Genomic DNA, 17,433 nt, shown 5'->3' on the forward strand with positions numbered 1-17,433 from the left:
CGCGCTCAGGCGGCCGGCACGATCTCGTACAGGGACAGCAGCGGCTGGCCCGGGGAGGTCTTGACGCCGCCGACGGTGTTGCGGGCGTAATACGGCAGCCCGGTCATCACCACCGGCACGAACCAGGCCTGGTTGGTCAGGTACGCCACGACCTTCTTGTCCGCCGCACTCTTCTCCGCCCCCGTGGTCCGGGCCGCCTCGTCGTAGAGCGACTGGAGGGCCGGGTCGGCGTACTTGAGCGGGTTGAACGCCGCCGAGGGCAGGAACAGCGACGGCCCTTCCATCCAGATCGGGATCTGGCCGAACGCCGTCATGAAGGCGGGGAACTTGCCGCCGAACGCGTCGGCGGCGTACTGGTTGGCGTTGGCGTGGTCGGTGACCTGCAGGTCCACCCCGATCTGCTTCCACTGCTGCGCCAGCGCCTGGGCCATGAGGTGCAGCTGCTGGTACTCGGGCGTGACGAGGGTCAGCGTGAAGCCGCCGCCGTGGCCCGCCGCGGCGAGCAGGCTCCTGGCCTTGTCGAGGTCGTACGGGTATGCGGCGGCGAGGCTCTCGTCGTAGCCGTGGCCGCCGGGGACGGTGATCTGGTGCGCGGGTTCGCCGACGCCGGGGAAGAGCGCCTTGGCGATCGCGGCCCGGTCGGTGGCGTAGTTCAGTGCCTGCCGCACGCGCACGTCGGCGAGCGGCTTGGCGAGCGTGCCGCCCCGGTCGGCGAGCACCACGCCGGTCCACAGGAACATCGCGGAGGCGACGGTGAGCCCCGCCTGTTTCGCGGCCGCGACGGTGGACGGGTCGCCGACGGCGACGTCGGCCTGGCCGGTCTTGAGCGCGTTGAGCACGGCCTGCGGCGTGGTGATGACCCGGATCACCACCTTGTGCCAGCGCACCGCCGGTGCGTTGTAGTAGTGCGGGTTCGGCACGTACGTGTAGTGGTCCCCGGCGACGGTCTGCTGCGTGTCCAGCATGTACGGGCCGGCGCCGACGGTGGCGGTGCCGAGCGTGGCCGGGTTCGCCAGGCCGCCGCTGCCGATGACGCCGCCGATGATGTAGTCCTGGGTCAGCATGACGGGGAAGTCGGGGTTCGGCGCCGGCGCCGCGATGGTGACCGTGCGGGGGTCGGTCGCGGTGAACGTGCAGCCGGCCAGCAGCGGCGCCATCTGGCCGGCCGAGCTGACGACGTACTTGAGATGGTCGACGACGTTCTGGGCGGTGAGCTTCGAGCCGTCGGAGAACGTCACGCCGTCGCGGAGCTTGAGCACGAACGTCTTGTTGTCCGCGCCCTGGTACGACCACGACTCGGCCAGGCCCGGCGTGAGCGTGCCGTCGGACTTGCGCACGATCAGCGGCTCGTAGGCGAGGTTCTCCAGCCAGCTGTTGTTCTGCGGTGTCTTCGCGGGGTCGAGGGTCTGCGGCGGCGAGGCGGTGACGACGGTCAGCGTGTCGCCGACGGCGGAGTTCGTCGCCGGTGCCGACCCGCAGCCGGAGACCGATAACGCGGCGATGAGCGACAGGGTGAGCAGTCCCCTGCCGATGGTCCTGCGGCACGTGCGCACGGCTCCTCCTTCAGGCAGCTGCCGTTTCGCGGGCCTGTGATTGGGGTGTGTTACATCGACGCAATGCCCAGGTAACAACGACCACCAAAGCAATGTCAAGCCCTTCATGCGAAGCACTTCGCAACGGTATCGTGGAATTCCGGCCCACGACGTCATGGAGGTCGATGTGTCCCTGGACGTGTCCCCGGATCAGCACGGCTCGCCCGACGAGCCGGCCGGCACCGGTGCCGGCTTCCGCACGCGGGTCTACCGTGACGTCCGGCTCCCCACCGCCGATCCCGCCGTGACGCTCTCGGCGGATCTCTACCGCCCGGTGACCGGGCAACCGGTGCCGGGCCTGGTCACCGTGCAGCCGTACCGCAAGGACTTCCTCGCCGGCGGCACCTACGCCGGCCCGGCACGGTGGTTCGCCGAGCACGGATATGCCAGCCTCGTCGTCGACCACCGCGGCATCGGCGCCTCCGACGGGCAGCGGCGCCCCGAGTTCGACCGCGACGAGGGCGACGACGCCATCGCGGCCATCGACTGGATCGCGGCCCAGCCCTGGTGCACGGGCGCGGTCGGCGCCTGGGGCATGTCGTACGCGGCGAACACGACGCTGCGCGTGGCCAGCCTGCGCCCGCCGCACCTGCGGGCAGCCGTCGCCGTCGCACACGGCCTCGACGCGGGCCGCGACAGCATCCACCCCGACGGCTCCCGCGGCGACCTGCACGCCCTGGCCAACCGCGGCAGCGCGATGCTGCTGCAGCAACTCCTGCCGCCGCTGGCCGGCTACGCGGATCCCGGCGCGCAGCGCCGCTGGCGGGCGCGGCTGCGCACCCAGCGGCCGATGGTCCTGGACTACGCCCGGGCCGGCGCCGACGACCCGATCTGGGCGGAACGAGCGATCGACGGCAGTCGCATCGTGGTCCCGGTGCTCTGCGCCGGCGGGTGGCGCGACGGCTTCACCCACGCGGTCATCGACGCCTACGAGCGCATCCGCGGACCGAAACGGCTCGTGATGGGCCCGTGGGGGCACGTGATGCCGCAGGACTCGGCCCACCACCCCGTCGACTTCCTCGCGCTCATGGCGCAGTGGTGGGACCACTGGCTGCGCGGTGTGCCGAACGACGCCGCAACGTCGCCGCCGGTCGCCCTGCACCTCGACGGCCCGGTGCCGCAGTGGCGCGGATACGCCGAATGGCCTCCGCCCGGCCGCCGCGTCGTCCTCGCCGCCGACGGCGGCACGCTGACCCCGGCGACGCCCGACCTCCCCCGCCGGCAGCCGGGGACGCACGTGCCGGATCCCAGTGTTGGCACGCTGCGCGGCCTTGCGGGACTGGGCCTGGGTGAGACCTGCCCGCCGCAGGACCAGCACGACGACGACCTGCGCTCGCTGTGCGCCACCGGCGAGCCGGCCATTGCCGACCTGCTGCTCGCCGGGCGGCCGGAGGTCTTCGTCCGCATCGCACCGGACGAGGACGGCCGGGTCGTGACACCGGCCCGCCTCGTGGTGCGGCTGTGCGGCGTGGAGCCGAGCGGCCGCTCGACGCTGATCAGCGCCGGCACCCTGCGGCCGGACCACGCCGCCGGGGAGCACCGGATCCTGCTGCGGCCGGTCCACCACCGGGTGCCGGCCGGCACCCGGCTGCGGATCGCGCTCGGCGACGCCGACTTCCCACGGCTCACGCCGCTGTCCGGCGGCGGTGTCATCCGGGTCGCCGGGCTGCGGCTGGTGCTCCCGGTCGCCGGCGAGCACGCCGGCACCGCGGTGGACCTGCCGGCCCGGACGACGGACACACCGGCCCGGCCGGGTGCCGCCACGCCGCCCGGCTGGTTGGTCGAGCGGGACCATGTCGGCGGGGCCACGACGGTGACCGTCGCGGGCGAGGTGCCACATACGGTCAGCCCGGACGGGCACGTCTACCGCCTCACCAGCGCGCTGCGGGCACAGCTGCCGGGCGCCTGCCCGCAGGCGGTCGTGACGAGCGGCACCCACACGGCGGAGGTCTGGCTGACGACCGGCGAGCGGGTCCGGGCCAGCGCCTCGGTGCGGTCCACGCAGGACACGCTGCATGCTCACGGCGTGGTGCGGATCGGCGCGTTCACCGTCTTCGAGGAGACATGGACGGCCGAGCTCACCCGCGAGGAGAGCCGGATACGTACGCCAAACGTAACGGCAGGGTAACCATGAGTGTCCACCGTCGTGGCACGCTCGAAGCCGATGCCCGACCTACCACTGGACCGGCACGTCGTCGTCTGCTCCACCGACAACGACGAGGTGAACGGGCAATTCGCCCGCGAGCTGCCGGCGCACCGGCTCGAGGGCAACACCGAAGACCTGCGGCTCAACGCGCGCTTGCACGCCGTGCGGCTGCCGCACATCGTCGCGCTGTATCTGGCGTACGGCTGCGAAGTCCGCTCCTCGTACGACCACACGACCTCGGTGTGGATTCAGATGCCGGTGTCCGGCAGTCTGCACATGCGGGTCACCGACGCCGAGCTCGTCTGCACCACCGGCCAGGCGTCGGTCACCTCCGCATCCGGCCGGGTGGCCATGATGTGGAGCCACGACTGCGCGACGCTGGCCTTCCGCATCGAACGGCGCGCCCTGGAGGACGAACTGGAGTCGCTCATCGAGGGCCCGATCAAGCAGCCGCTACGGTTCGAGCCGATGATGGACCTCGCCAGCGAGCGCGTGCGGTCCTGGTTCGCGATCGCCACGTCGTTCACGCAGGAGCTCAACGCCGGCAGCGGACTGCTCGAACACCCCAGGGTGGCGACACACGCCGAGCGGCTCCTGCTGCGCGCACTGCTGCTGTCCCAGCCGCACAGCTACTCGGCGCTGCTGCGGGACGAACTGCCGATGTCCACGCCGTGGCATGTCCGCGCCGCCGTACGGATGCTGGAGGATCGGCCGGAGCGCAACCACACCGCCGCTTCACTCGCCCGCGACGTCGGAGTCGGTGCACGCGCCCTGCAGGACGGCTTCCGGCAGTACGTCCACGCCTCACCGATGCAGTACCTGCGCGGCGCCCGTCTCAGCCGGGTGCGGGCCGACCTACTGGCCACCACGCCGGCAACCGCGACCGTTGCCGACATCGCGCACCGCTGGGGCTTCGCCCACCTCGGCCGGTTCGCCCAGTATTACCGCGCCCGCTACGGCGAATCCCCCTCGGACACGCTGCGCGCCTCCGCCTGACCGCCGGCCGGTGTCTGACCTGGAGCACCTGCCCTGGATCGACCCGTCCATCCGCCCTGACGAACGGCGCGGTGTCGGCGAGCGGCTTCACCCGCTTGCGGCCGACCCGGATCCCGTCGCGGCGCAGCTATCGGTGCACCCGGTCCGCGCCGTAGGTACGCCCGGACGCGGTCCAGATGTCGAGCGGGGTACCTCAGGCGGGGTGACGTTCGGCGTTGATGCGCAGTGCTTCCTCGAGTTGGTCTTCGAGGATGATGATCCGGCACGCGGCCTCGACGGCGGTGCCCTGATCGACCATCTCCCGGGCGCGGGCGGCGAGGCGCAGCTGATAGCGGGAGTAACGGCGGTGTCCGCCGGCGGAGCGTTGCGGGGAAATGAGTTTCAGCTCGTCGAGGCGGCGCAGGAAGTCCTGCGAGGTGCCGACGATCTCCGCGGCACGCCCCATGGTGTAGGCGGGGTAGTCTTCGTCGCCGAACATGTCATCGGGTTGGGCCACAGTACCTCCGTGTCGAGGGCCCCGGCGCGATAGCGCCGGGGCCCAAGGGTTATGGGTCTAACACCATCTACCGACACGTACGTCGGCTTGTCGTATCCGCCCCGAACGCCACAGACAGCGCCGGGTGCGAGGATCGCATAAGCGTGACCGGAGACCACCTCTCGTTCGATGGAAGCTACGGTGTCCGCCCAGCCGAACTGCGGCCGGTGCGGGCGATCCAACGGTGTACGGCCCTCCCTTTCCTCTGCTTCTGTTCACCTTGCCTTGTGTTGCCTGTACCGAACTCCGCCGGCATCTGAGGGTCCACACAACTTCACGGACCCACCGGCGGGTGGAACTACCTACGGGCGATGCCACCAACACAAGCTCTGGCTCACCCACCTGCAACCCGAGCGAACCGCGAATTGCCGGCTCAGCTCGACGCCCGACTGTTGGGGCGGATCGTCAGCGTCTCTCGTGATCCCTGTTCTCGACTCCAGAAACACTAGCCGGTCATGGGGAGTATGTCTAGTGTCTCCAGCATAGATTTTCTGGTGACCCAGCAGAGTCCCCCGGAGGGGCTGAAATACGCCGTGGCCGGCCAGACGCCTCGCCGGGATGACCCGCTTGAGCACGCGCCGCAACAACAACGGTTCGGCACTGCGCTCGATCCGTCAACGCGCCCACATGATCGACGATCGCGCGGGTCGGTCGTCGGTCGCCGTGCTGCACCGGCCTGCGGATAGTCGGGGCCGCCGGCGTATGGTCCGACATCAGGTTTCGCGCCAAGGCCGGCACACCAGCTTTTCCATCGACAGCTGTGCGTCACTGGACGCTTGCACGGTCGGGCGGGAAAACCGCGCCAGACGAGTACGGTCACCGGACCGCGCGGCCCGTCGCGGGCCGGAGCCGTCTACCAGCCACAATGCGGCCGCACGGGGGACGGGCTCCCTGGCGACCGGGCGCGTTCACTCAGGCCGAGACGCGCGTTCGGCCCGGTAATCGACGGTTGCCGTCACGATGCCTGACCGCGCGCGGCGATGGCAGCCTGGATGCGCCGCACGGTGCGCAGGGCCTTCTTCGCCGCGACGCGGACCTCGCCATCGAAGACCGTCGCGCCGCGATCCTCGGCCTGCAGACGCTCCAGCGTCGCCACGACCCGCTCGTCGCCGGTCGAGCCGAGGGCGACTGCGGCCCAGTAGCGACGGTTCGGGTCCCGGTCCGCGGCCGCCTCGACCAGCCGCGGGATGACGTCCGGGGTGAAGAGGGCCAGGCCGCTGGCGATGTAGCCGATCCGCGGGAACCGACGGTGCTCGAACTCGTCCCACAGCGCCTCCAGTGCCTCGGCGCCGCCGATCTTCGCGAGCGCGTCGGCGGCACGCTGGCGCACCCACTCGGCGTCGTCGCGCAGCAGCGGGCGCAGCGCCGGGACGACGGAGGCGTCGCCGAGCACACCGAGCGCCTTGATCGCCTCGTCCACGACGATCCACTGTGGATGGCCAAGGAGTTCGACCAGCTGCGGCACGGCCTCGCGGACGTTCATCGCGGCGCAGCCCATCGCCGCCCAAGCTTGGCAGTTGTACCGCGTGTCGGCCAGCGCCTCGAGCAGCGGCTCGCGCAGGTCGGGGTCCGCGAACAGGGCCGCCTGGTTCATGGCCCGGGTGTAGAGCGACCGATGGTAGCCGGGGTAGTCGCGGACCATCGCCTGCAGCGCCGCGATCGCCGACGGATCGCCGTGGTCGCGGGCCCGGTCGAGCAACCGGTAGAGGTGCTCCTCCCGGGTGTCGAGGTCGCCCCTGCGAAGGTCGGCGAGGTCCGGATTCATCGCAGTCCCTGAACCCGGCCGGCAAGTCGCCGCGCCACTTCCTCAGGAAATGCCGTCGTCGTGGCGGTCACGACCGAGATCATACGGCGTAGCTTCCGGACATCGGACTGCGGCGGGCCGACGCGCAGCAGCGTCTATGCTGGTCTTCGGTCATCGCGCACACTGTCGCGCTGCCGCTTCGCCCTGCCGGCGAGGTCGCCCTGCCCGGCGACAGCTCCCGATTCGACTACGCCGGCCCGAATGCCGGCCGGGGCCTGCCGTTCGTCGCGCATCCCAGCGCCACAGCCGTCTGCAGGCCCTCATCGACATCAGAACGGCAGCGACACAAGCGGGACCGTGCGGAGCCAGCGGTCGAGGCTGAGCAGCAGCTCCACGGCCCGGCGGCCGGCGTCCAGGCCCGGTTGGGCGATCGGGGCGACGATCAGGTGCCAGGCCTTGGCGGTGTCCAGCAGGGGCCGGACGGGGCTGGTCGAGTCCTCCAGGACGTGCAGCAGCTGCGAGCGCAGCGCCAGCTCGTACGCCGGATCCGACGCGACCGGGTAGGGGCGTTTGCGGCGCCGCAGGACGTCGGCGGGGAGGTCCTCGCTCACCGCGGCGCGCAGCAGGCTCTTCTCGCGGCCGTCGTAGGTGTGCATGGACCAGGGGACGTTGTACGCGTACTCGACCAGCCGGTGATCGCAGAACGGGACCCTCGCCTCGATGCCGCACGCCATGCTCATCCGGTCCATGCGGTCCAGCAGGATCGGCAGCAGGCGCGTCAGATGCAGGTACCGGGACGCCCGCATCCGGCGTTGCGCCGGGCCCTCCGACGGCACGTGGTCCACTTCGGACAGTGCCGAGGCATAGGCATCGTCACGGTACTCGGGCAGCTCCAGCGCCGCCGACAGCTCCGGGGACAGCACGTCCGTCGACGGGCCGGACGGGTCGGCGCGGGCCGCGTACGGCCCGGCCAGCCACGGGAAGGTGCCCGCCGCGCGCGGGTCGTGGCACCACGGGTAGCCGCCGAAGAGCTCGTCCGCGCCCTCGCCCGTCAACGCGACCGTGGCGCGCTCGGCGACCGAGCGGAACAGCAGGTACAGCGAGACGTGGAACTCCCCCAGTCCCGTCGGGAGCTCCAGCGCCGTCAGCGCGGCCGCACGATGTACCACATCCGCCAGCTGCGCGGCGTCCACCGTGACCTGCTCGTGGCGGGTGCGCAGGAACGCGGCGGCGGCGCGGGCGTGCGGGGCGTCGTCCGGGTCGTCGAGGGACACGGTGCGCAGGTCGGGGCGGGCCGCGACGGCCAGCGCCGCCACGGCCGAGGAGTCCAGGCCTCCGGACAGCAGCGCGCACAGCGGGACGTCGGCGTGCAGCTGGCCGGTGACCGCCCGGGACAGCAGCGACCGTACCGTGTGGACGGTCGCCGGCCAGTCGTCGCGGTGCTCGGCCGGGGCCGGCCGCCAGTAGCGGCGGGCGTGGACGCCGGTGCGGTCGATGCGGACGATCTCGCCGGGGCGGACCTCGCGCAGGCCGCGGTACACCGCATGGCCCGGGGTGCGCACCGACGCCAGCAGCTCCCGCAGGCCGTCGAGGTCCACGCTCAGGCGGCCCAGCGGGTGCGCGGCGATCGCCTTGGGCTCCGAGGCGAACAGGGCGCCGGACCCGGCGGGCAGGTAGTACAGCGGCTTGACGCCCAGCCGGTCGCGGACCAGCAGCAGGCACTCGCGGCGGGCGTCCCACAGCGCGATGGCGTACATACCCTCGAGGCGCTGCGCGAAGTCCTCGCCCCACCGCAGGTACGCGCGCAGCACCGCCTCGGTGTCGCTGCGGGTCTGCGCCGGCAGGGCCAGGTCGCGGTGGTTGTAGGTCTCCCCGCCGTACGCCAGCGCGGCCAGCACGCGCTCGCCGTCCTTCGCCAGCATCGGCTGGGCGCCGCCGGCCGGGTCGAGGACCGGGAGGCGGCGGTGGCCGAGGGCGATGTGCTCGTCGAGCCAGACGCCCTCGCCGCCGGGGCCGCGCAGGGCGAGGACGGCCGTCATGGCGCGCACGGTCGGGCCGTGCGCGCGCAGGTCACGGTCGAAGTCGAGCCAACCGGCGATGCCGCACCGGGCCAGTGAAGCATGCACAGATCGAATTTTCCGGGGAAAATCCGAAATTTCGGACACGCGGCGCCGGCGGCGTCCGTAGCGTCGGGCCCATGAAGACGCGCAGGAACGCGGCGGCCCTGCTGCTGCTCATGGCGGTGACGCTGACCGGATGCTCGGCCCCTGCCGAGGCCGACCCGGTCGCCCGCATCAAGCATGTCCAGGTCGCGGCCCGGGCGCTGGCGGGTGGTGACGACCTGCGCGGCGGGCTCATCGACGCGCCGGCCGGGTTCACCCCGGTCGCCGTCGCGAGCAGCCACAACGGCAAGGTGAGCATCGGCGGCGGCAGCTTCCCGGGGTGCCCGGCGCTGGAGCCGATGACGACCGACGAGACGACGTCGGCGGCGGTGACCTACGCCAAGGGCGTCATGGGCCCGTACCTTACCCACGCCATCGTCAAGTTCCCGGCCGGGCAGGCCGTCGAGGCCATGACGCGGCTGCGCGGCACCGTGGACTCCTGCAAGGCCTTCGACCAGCAGCTCGCCGGCGTCTCCGTGAAGTTCTCGCTCGCCGCGACCCAGCCGCCGGCCGGGCTCGGCGACGACGCGGCCGGGCTGCGCATGACCGGCTCGACCGACATCGGCATCGACGTGGTCGCGGACATCGTCGCGGTGCGCCGCGGCGACGTCGTCATCTGGCTCAACGACACCACGATCGGCACCGACCCGGCCGGCCTGGCCGGCAGCCTCGCCGCGGGCGCGGCGCAGCGCTGCCACGAGAAGATCACGGGCTGCTGACGCGACGGGCGCGGTAGGCGGCGGCCTTCACGCGGTTGCCGCACTCCTGCATGCCGCACCACTGGCGGTTGCCGGAGCGGGAGCGGTCGACGAACAGCCGCGTGCAGGCCTCGCCGGCGCACTCGCGGATCGGCGGGGCCGCCTCCAGCAGGCCGATCGCCGCCGCCGCGACCGCCGAGGCGACGGCGGCCGCATCGCCCGTGCGGCGCACCCCGGCGCCGCTCAGCGCCAGGGTCGGCCCGGGCCGCGCCGCGGCGGCGTTGAGCAACCGGACGTCCGCGGCGCGGCGCGGGCCGCCCGGGTCTGGGTGCAGCATGCGGTACACCGCCTCGCGCAGCGCCAGCAGCTCGCCGAACTCCTCGGCGCTCACCCGCGGCGGGCGCGACAGCAGGCCGGCGGCGACCGCCCAGCGGGCCGCGTCGTCCGATGTGGACAGCAGCTCCTCCGGGCGCTCACTGCGGCGCCACTTCAGCGTCCCGGCGAAGTCCAGCGACAGGTCGCCGCTGACGAACACGAACGTCACGTCACCACCTTGACAGGTGACGCGGCGAGAGCGCAAGGTGTCCGCGTCACCGGTCAAGCCGGTGACGCGGGAGGAGTGCGCGATGATCACCGTCGAGGAGTACCTGGACGCGACCGGGCGGGCGCTGTCCGGCATGGCCGGGATCGTGGGCGGGCTCGGTGACGAGCTGGCCAACACGCGGCCGCCGGTGCAGGGCGCCAGCTCGCCGTACGCGCTGCTGACGCACTGCCTCGGCGTGGTCGAGTACTGGGCCGGCGGGCTCGTGGCCGGGCGCGCCGTCCAGCGCGACCGCGACGCCGAGTTCACCAGCTCCGGGCCCGTCGCGGCGCTGCTCGAGCGGGTCGCGCTGGCCCGCGGGCGGCTGGCCGACGACGCCCGCGGGGCCGACTTCGCCGGGCCGCTGCGGATGCCGCCCGACCCGGACTTCCTCGGGCCGGCCGGCATCGCGACCCAGGGCGCGGCGCTGCTGCACGTCTACGAGGAGCTCAGCCAGCACCACGGGCAGATGGAGATCCTGCGCGACCTGCTGCGCCCGCAGCGGGCCGTGGACACCGGGCGGCTGCGCGCCGGCACCGGCGTGAAGTGGGGCGCGCTCGCCCCGGACACGATCGGCGCGTGGGTCGCCGACATGGACCTCGGCGTCGCCCCGGCGATCCGCCACGCGCTGCTGGACAGCGTGGAGCGGGAGGACTTCGGCTACCCGCACTGGCCCGCCGGCGACCCGGTCGTGGCCGCGTTCGAGGCGTGGATGGCGCGCCGGCACGGCTGGACGCCCGGCGGCGGGCAGACCCGCGTCTTCACCGATGTGCTGCAGATCCTGCAGGTCGTCGTCGAGCACACCACCCGGCCCGGCGACGGGGTGGCGATCCACGTGCCGGCCTATCCCCCGTTCCTGGCCAGCATCGCGCGGGCCGGGCGGCGCATCGTGCCGCTGCGCGACGGCGCCGACCTGCGGGGCGTGCGGCTGATGGTGCTCGTCAACCCGCAGAACCCGACCGGGCGCGTGTTCCGCCGCGACGAGCTCGAGGCGCTGCTGGACCTCGCGCAGCGCCACGACCTGACCGTGCTGGCCGACGAGATCCACGCCGACCTCGTGTACGCGCCGCACCGCCACCTGCCGTTCGCCGCGCTGGGCGAGGCGGCCGCCCGGCGTACCGTGACGGCCACCTCGGCCACGAAGGCCTTCAACCTCGCCGGCCTGCGCTGCGCGGTCGCCCATGTCGGCCCGCCCGCCCTGCGCGCCGCGCTGGACGCGCTGCCGCTGGACTTCTTCGGTACGCCGAGCACGCTGTCCCGCCTCGCCACCGCGGCCGCCTGGCGGGACAGCGACGCCTGGCTCGACGGCCTGCGGGCGACCCTGACCGCCAACCGCGACACGGTCGCGCGCTGGGCGGCGGCCCGGCCGATCGCGCACACGCCGCCGGAGGGCACCTACCTGGCCTGGCTCGGCGGCGTGGCCGGCCCGCGCCCGGCCGAGCGGCTCGAACGCGACGCGCGCGTGCGCCTGAGCGAGGGGGCGGAGTTCTCAGCGGGTACCGACGTCGACACCAGCGGCTTCGTCCGGCTCAACTTCGCCACCGGCCCCGCCGTGCTGGCCGAGATCCTCCAGCGCCTCGCGCCGGCGATCGCGGACGGGGCGCCCGGGCCGGTGCCGGGGCCCGGGCGCGCCCGCACGTGACACTGTACGGTTACCCCGCGGTTCGGTCGCCGCCGAGCGGCCGGCTCATCCAGATCGAGGCCTCGGCGGCGAACCCGTGCCGGGCGTAGAAGCCGCGGACCCGCTCGTTGTGCGCCTCGGTCTCCAGGAACATCGCCGCCGCGCCGGCCGCGGCCGCCGCCTCGAGCACCCGCCCGAGCAGGGCGGCGCCGTGGCCGCCGCCGCGCTCGCGCACGTAGATCTCGTCGAGCAGCGCCTCCCGGCCGCCGGACTCGAGGCTCCAGCCCCACGTCAGCACCGCGTATCCGCCCGGCGCCGCGCCCTCGCCGGAGCCGAGCAGCCACACCTGCCCGTGCTCGTCGGAGGCCAGCAGCGGCCGCAGCGCGCGGGTGACCCGGTCGGCGTCGAACTCGTGCCGGTCGGCCGCGCAGAACTCGCGCACGAGCGGCAGCAGCCCCTCGAGGTCGTGGATTCCGCCGCGGTACACCAGGGACGCGCCCATGACGCCGAGCGTACCCGTGGGACACTGGGCCGGTGCCCGCCCCGCTCGTCGTTGCCGTGATCGTCGCGCTGGCCTACGCGGCGCTGATCGGCGCGCACGCGCGGATGATCCGCCGCCACCGGGTGCGCGGCGCCTACGAGCCGCGGGCCGCGCGCTGGCTCGCCGCCCGCTTCGGCCCGCTGCCCGAGCCGGCCGACGCCGGCGACCACCTGGCCCGTACCGAGCGGCGCGCCACCGACGCGCTGTTCAACGGGTCGCTCGACCCGGCCGAGTACCGCGCCCGCATGACCGAGCTGGCCGCCCTCGAGGCGCGCGAGCGCCCGCTGCGGGTCCAACGCTCCTGAGCGCGCCTACAGGCGGCCGGGGTCGACGTTCAGGGCGACCGACCGGCGGGCGATCGCGCCGGTCAGGGCGGCGGCGATGCCGGTCGGCTGGCCGACCGAGCGCAGCCGGGCCAGCTCCCGCAGCGCCGGCAGCGTCGTGAACCGCTCCAGGGCGTAGACGCAGGCGAGGGCGACCATCTGGCTGCGCGGGCCGTGGCCGGGGACCTTCTCGGCGGCGTGCTGGGCGAGCCGGCCGACCGCGGGGACGTCGTCGGGGTGGTGCGGGGAGACCGACAGCAGGTACACCAGCCCGCGCAGCGCCCGGGCGTTGTACGGGTCGGGGACCTGGTTCGGGTCGGCCAGGCCGGCGCCGCCGTCGCGCAGCGGGATGGTGCGCGGTCGCGGCACCAGCGCGCACCAGGACCGGATCCGCGCCCGGACCGGCTCGCCGCCGAGCCCCGCGACCAGCTCGGCGCCGCGCCGGGCCCAGCGCGGGGCCGGGCGCGCGCCCGAGGCCGCCAAGGCGTGGGCGAGCAGTTCGGGCGACGGCGCCTCGGCGTTGGCCGCCTCCGCCCACGCCTCGCCGGGGCTCAGGACGCCCGCGAACGGCTCCAGCCACGGCCGCAGCCGGGGCCAGTCCTCCACGGGCCAGTGCTTGGTGTACCGGTGCGTGGTGCGCCGCATGACGGCCACCAGCGCCGCCGGCACCTCGCCCGTCTCGCGCCGGGTCACCTCGGCCACCGCGCCGAGGACGCCGGGATCGACGGCCTCCCGCTGCGCGACGGCGTCGGCCAGAAGCCGGGCCGCGCCCCATGACAGGGCGTCCGGGCCGATGCCCGCGGCGAGCCCGACGAGCAGCGAGCCCACCGCCGGGTCGGCGAGGCGCAGGATGAGCGCCTGGCGGCGGGCCGCCGGCAGCTCGTCGAGCGCCTGGCAGACCAGGGCGCCGTCTTCGCGCCAGACGTCGTCGTTGGCGGCGGCGAGGTCCGCCAGCTCCGCGGCGAGCTTGTCGTCGTCGGCTTCGGCGATGAGCCGGCGGATCAGGTCGAGGCGTTCAGGGTAGTGGTCCCGCGACCGCGGCCGGTCGAGCATGGCGGTCAGCATACGGGGCAACGCGTGGCAACGGACGTGGCCGAATGTCCCACCACCGGATCATTTCTCCGGTTGATTCGTACACCTGATCGAACCCTTACGGTATCGTGCTCCCATGACGAGTCCGCGGCAGCAGAGCATCCTGGCGGTCATCCGCGAGTCGATCGAGCGGCGCGGCTACCCGCCGACCGTGCGCGAGATCGGCGCCGCGATCGGGCTCGGCTCACCGTCCTCGGTGGCCCATCACCTCAAGGCGATGGAGAAGCAGGGGCTGCTGCGCCGCGACGCCCACGGGCCGCGCGCGGTCGACATCCGCGGGCCCTACGAGACCGTCGGCGCCGACCCGGGCGTGGCCGTGCCGCTCGTCGGCACGATCGCCGCCGGTGGGCCGATCCTGGCCGAGCAGGTGCCCGACGACGAGCTGACGCTGCCGACCACGCTGGTCGGGCACGGCACGCTCTTCGCCCTGCACGTCAAGGGTGACTCGATGATCGAGGCGGCGATCTGCGACGGCGACATCGTCGTGGTGCGCCAGCAGAAGGTCGCCGAGAACGGCGACATCGTGGCCGCGATGCTCGACGGCGAGGCGACGGTGAAGGCCTACCGGCAGCGCGACGGCCACGTCGAGCTCGTCCCGCGCAACCCGCACTACCAGGTCATCCCGGGCGACGACGCGGAGATCCTCGGCAAGGTGGTCTGCGTCCTGCGCCGCATGTGACGACGCCGGACGCCCTGTCGGGTGGCCGACGTAAACCGGCCGGCAGGGACGCGCGTCATTGGTGCACCTCTTTCCGAAAGGAGCACCCCGATGCGTCGTTCCCTGCTCGCCGCGGCGGCCTGCGCCGCGCTGCTGCTGGCCCTCCCGGCCACCGCCAACGCCGCCGACCTGCCCGCCCCGGCGGGCACCGCCCCGATCGCCGGCAGCGCGTCCGGCACCGGCCGCCCGGTCCTGACCGGCGTGCGCACCGGCCGCCACGACGGCTACGACCGGGCTGTCTTCGACTTCACCGGCGGCACCCCCGGCTACCGCGTCGCCTACGGCACCCTGATCTCACAGGGCCGCGGCGACGCCGTCCCGGTCGCCGGCGCCTCCACCCTGGTGGTGACGTTCGACGGCATGGACACCCCGGCCCTTGACCTCAACCGCGTCTACGACCCGCAGCTGCCGGCCCTGCGCCAGATCCGCGCCGGCGGATACTTCGAGGGCCGGGCGGGCTTCGGCCTGGGCCTCAACGTCCACGGCGGCTTCCGCGTCCTCGTCCTGCACGACCCGGACCGCATCGCCGTCGACGTCGCCCAGCAGGGCGCCCCCGGCTGCGGCTGAGCCCTACGGCAGGATCGCGTCGACGTAGCCGCCGTCGACGCGCACGGCACCGCCGGTCGTGGCCGAGGCGAACGGCGAGCTGAGGTACACCACCATGTTCGCGATCTCCTCGGGTTCGATGAGGCGCTGCAGGAGCGACTGCGGGCGGTACCGCCGCATGAACTCCCGCTGCGCCTCGTCCCACGGCAGCTCGCGGTCGACGAGCTCGTACACGAAGTCCTCGACCCCGCCGGTGTGGGTGGGCCCGGCGATCACCGAGTTGACGGTGACGCCGGTCCCCGCGGCCGCCTTGGCGAACCCGCGGGCGACGCCGAGCAGCGCCGTCTTCGAGACCCCGTAGTGGATCATCTCGGCCGGGATCACGACGGCGGAGTCGCTGGCGATGTACTGCACCCGCCCCCATTCGCGCGCCATCATCCCCGGCAGGTAGGCCCGGGTGAGCCGCACGGCGGCCAGGACGTTGGTCTCGAAGTACCGCCGCCACTCCTCGTCGGTGATGTCCAGGGGCGCCTTGGTCCCGAAGATCCCGAGGTTGTTCACGAGGATGTCCACCTCGGGCAGCGCCTCGAGGACCCGCTGCGTCCCCTCGTCGGTGGCGACGTCCCCCGGCACCGCGACCTGGTTCTCGTGCCGCAGCGCCGCTTCGACCGTGTCGCCGGAGCGCCCGTTGACGCCGACGCGGGCGCCCGCCTCGGCCAGCCCGGCGGCGATGGCCGCCCCGATCCCGCGGGTGGAGCCGGTCACGAGCGCGGTGCGCCCGCTCAAGTCGATCCGCATTGGACCAATCGTGCCACCTGACTCGGTCGCGCACGGCCTGGACGCGGCTGGAGCAGCTGACGCTCACCGCGGCCCGGACGGCGCCGCCTGCTTCGGCACGCTGTGGCGCCGGTCGCGCCGGCAGCGCCCGGCTGCGGCCGCCGTCGCGCGGCTTGATGAGGAACCGGCGGGTGGCCCCGAGGGTGAGCACGGGCACGACGCACTCGGCGCTGGCTGATCGGATCCGGGCAGGCCGCCGCCCCGTGTCCGGATGTGGCTGGTCCGCCGGACCCGACCGGCCTAGCGTGGCCCCCATGACGCTGTACTCGGCCGTCGTCACGACCGGCATCTACTGCCGGCCCGGCTGCGGCGCCCGCCCCCGCGCCGACAACGTGCGCACCTTCGACTCGGCCGCCGCCGCGGAGGCCGCCGGCTTCCGCGCCTGCCTGCGCTGCCGCCCGTACCGCCTGGCCGGCTCCCCGCCGTGGCGCGAGCCGGAGCTGGTCTGCCGCGCGGTCCGCCTCATCATCGACGGTGTTCTCGACGCCGGCACGGAGGACGAGCTCGGCCAGCAGCTGGGGCTGTCGGGCCGCCACCTGCGCCGGCTCTTCCGCGGGCACCTCGGCATGACCCCCGACCAGGAGGCCCTCGCCGCCGCCGCGCCGGACCTCCCACCGGCGCTCGCGGCCGCGGCCCGCGCCGTCGCCGCTCCCGCACACACGGTCCGCACCCGCGGCCTCGTCGACATGGCCTGACCCCGTGCGTTTCCGTGACCCGACGTCGGCGTACTCGCTGTATGCCTTGGCCTCGCACCCGATCGACGTGGTGTGCCCGCGCTGCGCCGCCCGCGCCCGCTCGATCGGAGAGCCGGGCGACGAGCGGCCGCCGACGACCCGGCCGCGGCGGCTGGTGTGTTCCGCGTGCGGGCACACGGCGACCTGGTCGCCGCGGAGCGGATCCTCGTGGTGGGGCGCGGCCGCCGACCCGTTCTTCCAGCAGCCGCTGTGGCTGACGGCGGCGGTGCGCGGGCACGTGCTGTGGGCGTACAACCGCGAGCACCTGGCCCTGCTGGCGCAGTACGTGGCGGCGGACCTGCGCGAGCGCGGCCCCAACGGGAGCTGCTCGATGTCGATGATCGAGACGCTGCCGGCGTGGATGAAGTCGGCGCGCAACCGGGACGACGTCATGGCGGCGGTCGCCCGCCTGGAGGCCCGCCTCGACGATCCGGGCCGCACCCCCGCCCGGCCCCGGCGCCCGGCGACGAGCGCCGACCTGCGCCGGTCCGGCGCGCACGAACACCGCTACTTCCCGGCGGCGAACCGGACCCCGCGCGGGCGCTCGTAGGTGCCCTCCGGCGGGCCG

17 protein-coding genes are annotated in these 17,433 nt (G+C 73.8%); 9 read left to right on the forward strand and 8 right to left on the reverse strand.

What is annotated here, in order from left to right; all coding sequences use genetic code 11:
* Nucleotides 1-5: 5 nt before the first annotated feature.
* Nucleotides 6-1,553, reverse strand: a complete 1,548-nt coding sequence (locus ACQEVU_RS27855) for an ABC transporter substrate-binding protein (protein ID WP_433328540.1) — start codon at nucleotides 1,551-1,553, stop codon at nucleotides 6-8.
* A 166-nt stretch (nucleotides 1,554-1,719) separates the two neighbouring features.
* Here ACQEVU_RS27855 and ACQEVU_RS27860 point away from each other — a divergent pair, with 166 nt between their 5' ends.
* Both ACQEVU_RS27860 and ACQEVU_RS27865 read left to right on the forward strand, forming a co-directional pair.
* Nucleotides 1,720-3,720: a CocE/NonD family hydrolase gene (locus tag ACQEVU_RS27860; protein ID WP_433328542.1), complete on the forward strand. Its 2,001-nt coding sequence runs from the start codon at nucleotides 1,720-1,722 to the stop codon at nucleotides 3,718-3,720.
* 36 nt (nucleotides 3,721-3,756) lie between these two features.
* Nucleotides 3,757-4,734, forward strand: a complete 978-nt coding sequence (locus tag ACQEVU_RS27865; RefSeq protein ID WP_433328544.1) for an AraC family transcriptional regulator — start codon at nucleotides 3,757-3,759, stop codon at nucleotides 4,732-4,734.
* Nucleotides 4,735-4,927: 193 nt separating this feature from the next.
* On the opposite strand, the gene ACQEVU_RS27870 is transcribed toward ACQEVU_RS27865, so the two are convergent.
* From ACQEVU_RS27870 to asnB, 3 genes are all read right to left on the reverse strand, one after another.
* Nucleotides 4,928-5,212 (reverse strand): MerR family transcriptional regulator, encoded by a 285-nt coding sequence (locus ACQEVU_RS27870; protein ID WP_433335112.1) that lies wholly within the window; start codon nucleotides 5,210-5,212, stop codon nucleotides 4,928-4,930.
* Between the two features lie 1,012 nt (nucleotides 5,213-6,224).
* On the reverse strand, nucleotides 6,225-7,034 hold the full coding sequence (locus ACQEVU_RS27875; RefSeq protein ID WP_433328546.1) for a HEAT repeat domain-containing protein: 810 nt from the start codon (nucleotides 7,032-7,034) through the stop codon (nucleotides 6,225-6,227).
* Nucleotides 7,035-7,342: 308 nt separating this feature from the next.
* On the reverse strand, nucleotides 7,343-9,139 hold the full coding sequence (gene asnB, locus ACQEVU_RS27880) for an asparagine synthase (glutamine-hydrolyzing) (protein ID WP_433328548.1): 1,797 nt from the start codon (nucleotides 9,137-9,139) through the stop codon (nucleotides 7,343-7,345).
* A gap of 71 nt (nucleotides 9,140-9,210) precedes the next feature.
* Between asnB and ACQEVU_RS27885 the strand changes: the two genes are divergently transcribed.
* On the forward strand, nucleotides 9,211-9,894 hold the full coding sequence (locus tag ACQEVU_RS27885; protein ID WP_433328550.1) for a hypothetical protein: 684 nt from the start codon (nucleotides 9,211-9,213) through the stop codon (nucleotides 9,892-9,894).
* On the opposite strand, the gene ACQEVU_RS27890 is transcribed toward ACQEVU_RS27885, so the two are convergent.
* The gene (locus ACQEVU_RS27890) at nucleotides 9,881-10,417 is read right to left on the reverse strand and encodes a CGNR zinc finger domain-containing protein (RefSeq protein ID WP_433328552.1); all 537 of its coding nucleotides are present in this window, start codon (nucleotides 10,415-10,417) and stop codon (nucleotides 9,881-9,883) included. The two genes, ACQEVU_RS27885 and ACQEVU_RS27890, sit on opposite strands and share 14 nt — an antisense overlap.
* Nucleotides 10,418-10,499: 82 nt before the next feature.
* Here ACQEVU_RS27890 and ACQEVU_RS27895 point away from each other — a divergent pair, with 82 nt between their 5' ends.
* Nucleotides 10,500-12,095, forward strand: a complete 1,596-nt coding sequence (locus tag ACQEVU_RS27895) for an aminotransferase class I/II-fold pyridoxal phosphate-dependent enzyme (protein ID WP_433328554.1) — start codon at nucleotides 10,500-10,502, stop codon at nucleotides 12,093-12,095.
* A gap of 10 nt (nucleotides 12,096-12,105) precedes the next feature.
* Here the strand turns inward: ACQEVU_RS27895 and ACQEVU_RS27900 are convergent, their stop codons facing one another.
* Nucleotides 12,106-12,576 carry a GNAT family N-acetyltransferase gene (locus ACQEVU_RS27900; RefSeq protein ID WP_433328556.1) on the reverse strand — a complete coding sequence of 157 codons (471 nt, stop codon included), beginning with the start codon at nucleotides 12,574-12,576 and terminating at the stop codon, nucleotides 12,106-12,108.
* A gap of 32 nt (nucleotides 12,577-12,608) precedes the next feature.
* Here ACQEVU_RS27900 and ACQEVU_RS27905 point away from each other — a divergent pair, with 32 nt between their 5' ends.
* The gene (locus ACQEVU_RS27905; RefSeq protein ID WP_433328558.1) at nucleotides 12,609-12,920 is read left to right on the forward strand and encodes a hypothetical protein; all 312 of its coding nucleotides are present in this window, start codon (nucleotides 12,609-12,611) and stop codon (nucleotides 12,918-12,920) included.
* 6 nt (nucleotides 12,921-12,926) lie between these two features.
* On the opposite strand, the gene ACQEVU_RS27910 is transcribed toward ACQEVU_RS27905, so the two are convergent.
* Nucleotides 12,927-13,991 carry a hypothetical protein gene (locus ACQEVU_RS27910; RefSeq protein ID WP_433328560.1) on the reverse strand — a complete coding sequence of 355 codons (1,065 nt, stop codon included), beginning with the start codon at nucleotides 13,989-13,991 and terminating at the stop codon, nucleotides 12,927-12,929.
* A gap of 115 nt (nucleotides 13,992-14,106) precedes the next feature.
* Between ACQEVU_RS27910 and lexA the strand changes: the two genes are divergently transcribed.
* Both lexA and ACQEVU_RS27920 read left to right on the forward strand, forming a co-directional pair.
* Entirely contained in the window at nucleotides 14,107-14,709 is a 603-nt protein-coding gene (gene lexA, locus ACQEVU_RS27915; protein ID WP_433328562.1) for a transcriptional repressor LexA, read from the forward strand.
* 90 nt (nucleotides 14,710-14,799) lie between these two features.
* Complete coding sequence (locus ACQEVU_RS27920; RefSeq protein ID WP_433328564.1) at nucleotides 14,800-15,315, forward strand: AMIN-like domain-containing (lipo)protein; 516 nt, start codon at nucleotides 14,800-14,802, stop codon at nucleotides 15,313-15,315.
* 3 nt (nucleotides 15,316-15,318) lie between these two features.
* Here ACQEVU_RS27920 and ACQEVU_RS27925 read toward each other — a convergent pair whose 3' ends face one another.
* Nucleotides 15,319-16,092: an SDR family NAD(P)-dependent oxidoreductase gene (locus tag ACQEVU_RS27925; protein WP_433328566.1), complete on the reverse strand. Its 774-nt coding sequence runs from the start codon at nucleotides 16,090-16,092 to the stop codon at nucleotides 15,319-15,321.
* A gap of 293 nt (nucleotides 16,093-16,385) precedes the next feature.
* Here ACQEVU_RS27925 and ACQEVU_RS27930 point away from each other — a divergent pair, with 293 nt between their 5' ends.
* Both ACQEVU_RS27930 and ACQEVU_RS27935 read left to right on the forward strand, forming a co-directional pair.
* Nucleotides 16,386-16,826 carry an Ada metal-binding domain-containing protein gene (locus ACQEVU_RS27930; protein ID WP_433328568.1) on the forward strand — a complete coding sequence of 147 codons (441 nt, stop codon included), beginning with the start codon at nucleotides 16,386-16,388 and terminating at the stop codon, nucleotides 16,824-16,826.
* 4 nt (nucleotides 16,827-16,830) lie between these two features.
* On the forward strand, nucleotides 16,831-17,415 hold the full coding sequence (locus ACQEVU_RS27935; RefSeq protein ID WP_433328570.1) for a hypothetical protein: 585 nt from the start codon (nucleotides 16,831-16,833) through the stop codon (nucleotides 17,413-17,415).
* The last annotated feature ends 18 nt before the right edge of the window (nucleotides 17,416-17,433 follow it).

Origin of the sequence: Dactylosporangium sp. CA-139066 (assembly GCF_050936175.1) — a bacterium.
GTDB lineage: Bacteria > Actinomycetota > Actinomycetes > Mycobacteriales > Micromonosporaceae > Dactylosporangium.

Bases quoted from the DNA above. Each gene is read 5' to 3' on its own strand.
- ACQEVU_RS27865 (WP_433328544.1), top strand. From the start codon at position 3,757: ATGCCCGACCTACCACTGGACCGGCACGTCGTCGTCTGCTCCACCGAC.
- ACQEVU_RS27870 (WP_433335112.1), bottom strand. From the start codon at position 5,212: ATGTTCGGCGACGAAGACTACCCCGCCTACACCATGGGGCGTGCCGCG.
- ACQEVU_RS27875 (WP_433328546.1), bottom strand. From the start codon at position 7,034: ATGAATCCGGACCTCGCCGACCTTCGCAGGGGCGACCTCGACACCCGG.
- ACQEVU_RS27885 (WP_433328550.1), top strand. From the start codon at position 9,211: ATGAAGACGCGCAGGAACGCGGCGGCCCTGCTGCTGCTCATGGCGGTG.
- ACQEVU_RS27895 (WP_433328554.1), top strand. From the start codon at position 10,500: ATGATCACCGTCGAGGAGTACCTGGACGCGACCGGGCGGGCGCTGTCC.
- ACQEVU_RS27900 (WP_433328556.1), bottom strand. From the start codon at position 12,576: ATGGGCGCGTCCCTGGTGTACCGCGGCGGAATCCACGACCTCGAGGGG.
- ACQEVU_RS27910 (WP_433328560.1), bottom strand. From the start codon at position 13,991: ATGCTCGACCGGCCGCGGTCGCGGGACCACTACCCTGAACGCCTCGAC.
- lexA (WP_433328562.1), top strand. From the start codon at position 14,107: ATGACGAGTCCGCGGCAGCAGAGCATCCTGGCGGTCATCCGCGAGTCG.
- ACQEVU_RS27920 (WP_433328564.1), top strand. From the start codon at position 14,800: ATGCGTCGTTCCCTGCTCGCCGCGGCGGCCTGCGCCGCGCTGCTGCTG.
- ACQEVU_RS27925 (WP_433328566.1), bottom strand. From the start codon at position 16,092: ATGCGGATCGACTTGAGCGGGCGCACCGCGCTCGTGACCGGCTCCACC.
- ACQEVU_RS27930 (WP_433328568.1), top strand. From the start codon at position 16,386: ATGACGCTGTACTCGGCCGTCGTCACGACCGGCATCTACTGCCGGCCC.